We start from the raw sequence: 8,580 nt of genomic DNA, 5'->3' as shown, positions 1-8,580 counted from the left end.
CGTGTCACAAATGTGTTTGCACATAAGGCCTGCCGCAGGCAATTGATACACCATGAAGCCATGGTTCAAGGAAAACTTTCAAACAGCAAAGTAGTGTGATGCTCACTTACTAATACCTTCGCTGAAAGGCCATTCAGATCTCCTCGCGATGCATCTGCCGCAGGCAATTAATACACCATGAAGCTATGGTTCGAGCTACCCCTTCAAATATCAAAGCCAGTTTGAAGCCTCTTCAAATAAGCTCATCATGAGCCCATGGTCCAAATCTCCCCTTCCAAATCTAAAGTCAGTTTGATGCTAGTTGACTAAAATAGCTGTCCCTTCATGAGGGATTGCGCCAGCTGAGACTGGGGCTCAGCTGGCATAGGGTTGAGCCAGATTGCTAGGTTAGAAGAAACCTAGCGGGTTGACGTCGTAGCTGACGAGCAGGTTCTTGGTGTTCTGATAATGGCTGAGCATCATCTTGTGGGTCTCGCGGCCGATACCTGACTTCTTGTAGCCACCGAAGGCGGCGTGAGCTGGGTAGGCATGGTAGCAGTTGATCCACACGCGTCCGGCCTGAATGCCACGGCCCATGAGCTGGGCGCGGTTCATGTCGCGGGTCCAAACGCCGGCGCCCAGGCCATACTCGGTATCGTTCGCGATGGCCAGTGCCTCGGCCTCATCCTTAAAGGTGGTGACCGAAATGACGGGGCCGAAGATCTCCTCCTGGAAGACGCGCATCTTGTTGTTGCCCTTGAGAATCGTAGGTTCGATATAATAGCCGCTGCTCTGCTCCCCTGAGAGCTGACAACTGGCGCCACCTATCAACACCTCGGCGCCTTCGCTTCGACCAATTTCAAGGTAACTTAATATCTTATCGAACTGCTCCTGTGAGGCCTGGGCACCCACCTGAGTTTCGCTGTCCAGCGGGTTACCCTGCTTGATCGTCTTGGCACGGGCGATAACCTTGTCGATAAACTTGTCGTAGATCGATTCATCAATCAGTACTCGGGACGGACAGGTACAGACCTCACCCTGGTTGAAGAAGGCCAGCAGCATGCCCTCAACCGCCTTATCCAGATATTCGTCTTCTTGATCCATCACATCGGCAAAGTAGATATTAGGCGACTTGCCGCCCAGCTCGACGGTAGAGGGGATCAGCGATTCGGCGGCGCACTTGAGGATATGGTGGCCGATCTGAGTCGAGCCGGTGAAGGCCAGCTTGGCTATACGCTTGCTGACCGCCAGTGCCTGACCCGCCTCGGTACCGAAACCGTTAACGATATTGAGCACGCCGGCGGGTAGCAGATCTTGGATAAGTTCGACCATCACCAGTATGGAGACAGGTGTCTGTTCGGCGGGCTTAAGTACGATACAGTTACCTGCGGCCAGCGCCGGGGCGATTTTCCAGGCAGCCATCAGCAGCGGGAAGTTCCAGGGGATGATCTGTCCGACGACCCCGAGTGGCTCGGGGAAGTGGTAGCTGACGGTATTGCTGTCGATATCGGCGGCGCTGCCTTCCTGGGCGCGGATACAGCCCGCGAAGTAGCGGAAGTGATCGACAAACAGCGGCAGATCCGCATTGAGGGTTTCGCGCACCGCCTTACCGTTCTCCCAGGTTTCGGCCACCGCGAGGAACTCCAGATTTTGCTCGACGCGATCGGCGATCTTCAGTAGTAAGTTGGAACGTTCGGTGACCGAGGTCTTGCCCCAGGCATCCTTGGCGGCGTGGGCGGCATCCAGTGCCAGCTCGATATCGCGTTCATCGGATCTGGCTACCTGACAAAACACCTGGCCATCGACAGGTGAGCGGTTATCAAAATATTCTCCGCCCACAGGCGCGACCCATTCACCCCCAATGAAGTTGTCGTAGCGGCTGTTGAAGTTAACGATGGCATCTTTGCTGCCTGGCTTGCTATAGATCATCTTGAGCTTCCTTGTATGGTTTTGTCTTGTCGAAAGACGCCTCTGGCGGGCGTCCTATTTTTATGTTTAAAAAACAACAGGTTTAAATTTTTTATCTCTGCCCCAATCGAGTGTCACGTTTGTGTTCAATAGGGCTCAGATTCCCTTTAGCTAACGCAAAGCCCAGGCCAAACTGGCAGGAGTTGTGCTGTGGGAGGAGTAACAGTATGATGAAAAACTAATTTTTGATGTCCGAATGTGCGTGGTCCAGGAAGGGGTTGCACTGGCAGTTGGCATGCACTGTGACATAAGAGCACACCTTGGGTGTGCCAAAATGGAACACAGTTATGACGATAGCTCTACAGACACAAGCTTGGCTGTCAGACTCATGGTCGCGCAGCCAAGGGGCTGGGCTGGATGAAGCCAAGTTACCTCAAGAGTTGCGCCTCAACGCCGACGCACTTGCCGAGCGGCATCACGCCAATCAGCAACTCATCGCCCTCACCAAGCAACATGCATTGCCATTGTTTAACCAGATAATGACCCATACCCAGAGCCGGTTGATCCTCTCAGATCGTGACGGCTATGTGCTGTGTCATTGGGGCGTGAGCCGTTACTCCGACAAGCTGGCCAATGTGGCCCTGGATGTGGGGGTTAACTGGCGCGAGGAGCATAAGGGCACCAACGCCATCGGCACTGCATTGACCGCCAGGCAGCCCGTTGCCGTGATAGGCGATCAGCACTTTATTCGTCATCACAGGTTTATGAGCTGCACCGCCAGTCCTATCTTCTCACCCGAGGGTGAGCTACTTGGCGCCATCGATATCACCAGTGAGCAGCAGCGTCACACTCAGCAGACCCTGGTATTAATTGCCAGCCTGGTACAGCAGATAGAAACCGCGCTGCTGTGCCATCTGCCGGGCAGTCACTACCGCATCGATCTGGCAGAGCAGGCGTCACTCATCACCTCGGGGTGGCAGGGAATTGTGGTCGCCAATGCCGATGGCAAGATCTTAGGCTGTAACGCCATGGCGAAACGCTTGTTGCATCGCCCGCTTATTGGCGACGATATTCATCAACATCTGGGGAGTCGCTGGCATAGCGGTGCCCCAGTGTGTCAGCAGCAGCGCCTTCACCTTAAGACCCAAGAGTTGGTTGTCACTAAGCCGAGCCAGTTGGTGAGCCAACAGATAGGGGTGCGCTTTCGTGACCCTAAGTTAGAGCGTGCCTGGCAGCAGGCCAATAAGGTGGTGAGCCGCAATATTCCCCTGCTGATCTGTGGTGAAACCGGGGTGGGCAAGGAGCAATTTGTGAAGAAACTCCATGCTCAAAGCGCCCGCGCCCAGCGTCCCTTAGTAGCGGTTAACTGCGCCGCGCTGCCGGCCGAACTGGTGGAATCTGAACTCTTCGGCTATCAGCCCGGCGCCTTTACCGGGGCTAGTCGGCAAGGGTTTGAGGGGAAGATACGTCAGGCCGATGGCGGCTTTTTGTTTCTCGACGAGATAGGTGAGATGCCGACGGCGACTCAGAGCCGGCTGCTCAGAGTCTTGCAGGAGCGGGAAGTGGTGCCTGTGGGCGGCAATCGCAGCTATAAGGTGGATATTCAGGTGGTGGCCGCGACCCACGCCGATCTGCGTCAGCTGGTGAGTCAAGGCGCGTTTAGGGAAGATCTCTATTACCGACTCAATGGCCTGCAGGTGTCACTGCCACCGCTGCGCCAGCGCACCGATATTGAGCGCATCATACATAAACTGCATAAGCGCTATCGTCAGGCGTCACAGCAACTTTGCCCAGAACTCTTACAGCGCCTGTTGGCCCATGATTGGCCGGGCAACCTGCGCGAGTTGGATAACCTGATGCAGGTAGCTTGCCTGATGGCCGACGGCGATCCAGAGCTCAACTGGCAACATCTGCCGGACACCATACAGGCTCAGCTTAATCAGGCTGGAGAGACAAATAGTCAGATGATGGCAAGCGAAAGTGAGCTGAGTCTGATGGTAAACGCTAATATTGTCTCTAGTTTCCACCGGTTTGAGGGCAACGTTAGCCGATGCGCCAAACATCTGGGGATTAGCCGTAATACCTTGTATCGCAAGCTCAAGGCCTTGGGCCTTAAACCCTGATCTTATTATGCGCAATATGCATGTAGTTTATGCAAAATGTGCAGTGTATTCATGATGGCAGATGCACTAATCTGTCAGTCCATTTTGTTGTTAAGGAGGCCCCATGTTCAAGGCACTCGTATTGACCCAGCTAGATAAACAAACCCAAGCCGATGTGAAAATGCTGCCTGAGAGCGATCTACCCGAGGGTGAGGTGCTGGTGGACGTGAGCTACTCATCGCTCAACTATAAGGATGGCCTGGCGATCACCGGATTAGGCAAGATCATTCGCCAGTTCCCTATGGTGCCGGGCATAGACTTTGCTGGCGTGGTGAGCGAGTCGGCCGACTCCCGCTTTAAGCCAGGTGACGAGGTGATATTGACAGGTTGGGGCGTGGGCGAAAACCATTGGGGCGGCATGGCCGAGAAGGCGCGGGTGAAAGCCGACTGGCTAGTGCCCATGCCTAATGGCTGTGACGGCGCTAAGGCAATGATGATTGGCACCGCTGGATTGACTGCCATGTTATGTGTGCAGGCACTGCAACAGGCGGGCGTGACCCCAGAGCAGGGCGATGTTTTAGTGACGGGTGCCAGTGGTGGCGTAGGCTCAGTGGCTGTGACCTTGCTGGCTCAGCTAGGTTATAAGGTCGTTGCCAGCTCTGGCCGCGTCGAGGTGAATGGCGACTGGTTAAAAGCCCTGGGCGCCAGTGAAGTGATCGACCGTAGCGAGCTGGAACAAGAGTGCCGTCCATTGGAGAAACAGCGCTGGGCGGGTGTGGTCGATACCGTAGGTAACAAGGTGTTGGCTAGCGCCTTAGCGCAGATGCAATATGGCGGTAGCGCCGCTATCTGTGGCCTGGCGGGCGGTTTTGCCCTGCCGACGACGGTGATGCCCTTTATTCTGCGTGGCGTGAATCTGTTAGGTATCGACTCAGTGGCCTGCCCAATAGACAAACGCGTTAAGGCCTGGCAGCAGGTACTTGAACTCTTGCCCGATAGCTATTACCAGCAGGCCTGTCAGACCGTCAGTTTAGAGCAGCTTGGCGAGTACGCCGACAAGATAGTCAAAGGCAAGGTGACCGGGCGAATACTGGTCAAGGTGTAGCCTTTCTCAAACAAAAAAAGTGGCCGCTGGCCACTTTTTTTGCCTGCTTGCCAGCCAGTGGTCAAGTGCTGCCTTGCGGTATTCAGGTTTGCCCTTGCTATTGCGGGTTTTCTTTTGTGAGCCTAAGGCTCCCCCTGCTGGCCAAGCAGCGGCCTAATCAGGTCGGTGATCATCCCCCGCAGCCAGGTCTGCGCCTTATCCAGTTCGCAGCGCGAATGCCAAAAAAGGCTGTAGTTGAGCGCGGCAATCTCAAAGGGTAGGGGCTTAACCCTGAGACGGTGGCGGGCGGCGGCCATCTCGGCCAGTCCTTCGGGCAGGGTGATAATAAGCGGATGAATCGACAGCAGGGCCAGGGCACTGTCTAAATGGGCGGTACGCAAACACTCGTGCCGAGGCGGATGCTGGGCAATGGCCGCATCGACGATCGCCTTAACCCCGTCGCTGATGGCGATGGTGGCGTGGGGATAGTGCAGATAATCCGTGAGGGTTAATGGGCGATCCGCTACCGGATGATAGCTGGAGACCAGGCAGCTGACACCGACTCTGCCCAAGGGGGTGCTGGCAAGTGGCGACACCTGACCCAAGGCGCGGCAGATCGCCATATCCACCCCTTGTAAACTCAGCTGCGAGGCGAGCGTCTGGTGCTATACCGGCAGGATATTCAGCCTGATGTTTGGGGCTTGGCGATAGATCTCCGGCAGAATAAAGGGCAGCAGACCCTGAATGGCAAAATCAGTCGCCGCCAGAGTAAAAGTTTGCCTGCACTGGCTGGGTACGAAAGCATTGGGTGTTAAGAGTGTGAGTAGTTCACTGGTCGGCCCCTGAAGCTGGCGATAGCAGTCCAGAGCATATTGGGTCGGCACCAGTTGCTGGCCCACCCGAGAAAACAGCGGATCATCCAGCATCTGCCTTAGCCGCCCTAAGATGCGGCTGGTGGCTGACTGGCTCAAGTGTAACCGTTTAGCGGCGCGGGTGACGCTGCGTTCTTCGACTAAGACTTGCAGGGCAATTAATAGGCTTAAATCCTGTCGATAGATATCTTCGAGTTCCATAAGTCGGCTGCGCTAGATCTGTATAAGGCTTAACTTACCAGTGCGGGCCGCATCTTGCCTGACTTTTTATTTTGCCGTTGAGCTAAGTCTCATTCCGCCTTAGGGGCTTTGAGACATGGCGTCATGCTTTGGAACGGCTTCCAAAATACCCACAAAGTAGTATTTCTGTGTAATTTTTGAGCTGGCTATAAGTTTGGTGATGTGAACAAGTTGTTTTAAAAGTAACTGTTGATTAACTCCCGTTTTGGAACCTGTTCCAACCCTAAGATGACGCTGTCGAATAAAACAAAAAGGGTGATAACAGATGAGCAAGGTAGATCTGCTAGGACGCCGTAATTTCATTAAAGGTATGGGTGCCGCTGCGGGTGTCGCAATAGCCTCGCCTGCAATGGCAGTTTCCGAGAAAGCTGACGGTGTGAAATGGGACAAAGAAGTAGAAGTATTGATTATTGGCTCTGGCTTCGCCGGTTTAGCGGCCGCGATTGAAGCCACGCGCAAAGGCGCAAAAGATGTTCATATCTTTGAGAAGATGTCTTACTTCGGTGGTAACTCTGCCATTAATGGTGGTCTGTTTGCGGCGCCGGGTACGCCAATGCAGAAGAAAGAGGGTGTAGAAGACTCGGTCGATCGTATGGTAGCGGATCAGCTTAAGTCTGGCCGTGGTATCGCCGACGAGGCGCTGCTGCGTCATGTGGCTTCGCACGCCGTTGAAGCCCTGCAGATGACCATAGATGCGGGCGCCGAATTCCATCCTTATCTACAGCAACTGGGTGGTCACTCAGTAGCTCGTACTTACCAAACCACGGTGAGCTGTGGCGCTGGTATTACTCAGCCGCTCTATAAAGAGTGTAAGAAGCTTGGGGTTCATACTCACAACCGTTCTAAGTTCGAAGGCTTCCTAGTGGGGGCCAAGGGTGAAGTGGTTGGCGTTAAAATGCGTCAGAACTATCACTTTGGCGAAGACCAGCCAGGCAAGGTGGTTAATATCCGTGCTAAGCGCGGCGTGATCATGGCGACTGGCGGTTTTGCACAAAACGTCGATCTGCGTATGGCTCAGGATCCAACCCTCACCTCAGAAGTGGGTTGTACCAATGCACCAGGTGCCACCGGTGAAGGCATGTATGAGATGTTCCGTCTGGGCGCGATTCCGGTTCACTTGGCCCATATTCAATCCGGCCCTTGGGCATCGCCTGACGAAGGTGGCTTCGGCTACGTGTCTAACTACTCAATCTACAACTTCCCGCATTCAATGGCGATCAACCGTCTGACGGGTAAGCGTTTTATGAATGAGATTGCCGACCGTAAGACCCGCGCCGATGCCGAGTTGGCTTGTCGTGACGAGCAGGGCAATCCGTTACCACCGATTTTGATCACTAGCTACAAGGATTCTAAGAAGCATCCAAACACCAAGAAGGTGATCAAGTACAACGTGGGTTGGAAGTTCGACACTATCGAAGAGTTGGCTAAACACTTTGAGGTACCTTTGAAGCCGCTGAAAGCGCAAATCGAAGAGTACAACAGCTATGTGAAGAGCGGTGAAGATAAGCAGTTCGGCAAGAACATGACTAAGGCCAAAGATAAGTATATCGAAGCGCCATTTACCGTGGTTCGCCTATGGCCAAAAGTGCACTACTGCCAAGGTGGTGTGCAGGTGAATACCAAGGCCGAGGTGAAAGACAGCTTCACCGGTAAGCCGATTCCAGGACTCTACGCCGCAGGCGAAGTGTGTGGTGGTATCCACGGCGTCAGTCGCCTGGGTAGCTGCTCAATTCCTGAGTGTATGGTAATGGGCATGACGGCTGCTCGCAGCATCATGAAAGCTTAACGACCGGTTATTAAGAGGAATCAATAATGAAAAAGGTAAATATTGTACTCGCGCTGGTCTTAGGTGGCTTAGTGAGTTTGTCTGCTCAAGCGATCGATCAACGCCCTTGGCACAAAGAGGTGATCGGCAAAGATTGTAAGGTGTGTCATGACAATGGCATCAAGCAATTCCCATCGGATCAGGCCTGTCTGCAGTGTCACGATGTCGATGACTTAGCCGAGCAAACGGCCCGTAGCGAAGAAGACAAGTGGCAGAATCCACATAACAACCTTCACTATGGTAAAGACCTGCCTTGTCAGGAGTGTCATGGCGAACATAAGCCGAAGCAACCTTTATGCAGTAACTGTCATACCTTTAAGTTTGACAAGCATAAAGAGTAACTTCTGCTAAGAGAGACCCATGGCTATCATGGGTCTTCTCTCATCTTAGCGTCTCCCCACTTGGGGTCACAAGTTGTGGCACATTCCCCTTGGCTTGTGAAAAAAACTTTTAGCGACATTGACCGTTTTATTATCCCTGCAAAGACAATTTACTGTTAACAGTTTCGCTTTATATGCCCCTTGGTTGACATGACTTAGGGGCTTTTTTATGGTTCATCGCGGCTTTCCG

At 53.7% G+C, this 8,580-nt stretch carries 7 protein-coding genes; 4 read left to right on the top strand and 3 right to left on the bottom strand.

Features of this window, described 5'->3' with window-relative positions:
- Nucleotides 1–387 precede the first annotated feature (387 nt).
- The gene (exaC, locus tag NY07_RS18635; RefSeq protein ID WP_033540857.1) at nucleotides 388–1,908 is read right to left on the bottom strand and encodes an acetaldehyde dehydrogenase ExaC; all 1,521 of its coding nucleotides are present in this window, start codon (nucleotides 1,906–1,908) and stop codon (nucleotides 388–390) included.
- Nucleotides 1,909–2,234: 326 nt separating this feature from the next.
- On the opposite strand from exaC, the gene NY07_RS18630 reads away from it, so the two are divergent.
- Nucleotides 2,235–4,010 (top strand): sigma-54-dependent Fis family transcriptional regulator, encoded by a 1,776-nt coding sequence (locus NY07_RS18630; protein WP_033540856.1) that lies wholly within the window; start codon nucleotides 2,235–2,237, stop codon nucleotides 4,008–4,010.
- A gap of 103 nt (nucleotides 4,011–4,113) precedes the next feature.
- Nucleotides 4,114–5,094, top strand: a complete 981-nt coding sequence (gene acuI / locus NY07_RS18625; RefSeq protein WP_033540855.1) for an acrylyl-CoA reductase (NADPH) — start codon at nucleotides 4,114–4,116, stop codon at nucleotides 5,092–5,094.
- A 122-nt stretch (nucleotides 5,095–5,216) separates the two neighbouring features.
- Here acuI and NY07_RS19865 read toward each other — a convergent pair whose 3' ends face one another.
- Both NY07_RS19865 and NY07_RS19860 read right to left on the bottom strand, forming a co-directional pair.
- Nucleotides 5,217–5,702 (bottom strand): LysR substrate-binding domain-containing protein, encoded by a 486-nt coding sequence (locus NY07_RS19865; RefSeq protein WP_309147285.1) that lies wholly within the window; start codon nucleotides 5,700–5,702, stop codon nucleotides 5,217–5,219.
- A 36-nt stretch (nucleotides 5,703–5,738) separates the two neighbouring features.
- Entirely contained in the window at nucleotides 5,739–6,146 is a 408-nt protein-coding gene (locus NY07_RS19860) for a LysR family transcriptional regulator (protein ID WP_309147284.1), read from the bottom strand.
- A 304-nt stretch (nucleotides 6,147–6,450) separates the two neighbouring features.
- Between NY07_RS19860 and NY07_RS18615 the strand changes: the two genes are divergently transcribed.
- Nucleotides 6,451–7,971 carry a flavocytochrome c gene (locus NY07_RS18615; protein WP_033540854.1) on the top strand — a complete coding sequence of 507 codons (1,521 nt, stop codon included), beginning with the start codon at nucleotides 6,451–6,453 and terminating at the stop codon, nucleotides 7,969–7,971.
- Between the two features lie 26 nt (nucleotides 7,972–7,997).
- Entirely contained in the window at nucleotides 7,998–8,351 is a 354-nt protein-coding gene (locus tag NY07_RS18610; protein ID WP_033540853.1) for a cytochrome c3 family protein, read from the top strand.
- The last annotated feature ends 229 nt before the right edge of the window (nucleotides 8,352–8,580 follow it).

It is taken from the genome of Shewanella sp. ECSMB14101 (genome assembly GCF_000773485.1).
Classification (GTDB): Bacteria; Pseudomonadota; Gammaproteobacteria; order Enterobacterales; family Shewanellaceae; genus Shewanella; species Shewanella marisflavi.
The sequence above is the reverse complement of the archived record's forward strand: the minus strand, read 5'-3'. Positions and strand labels throughout refer to the sequence as shown.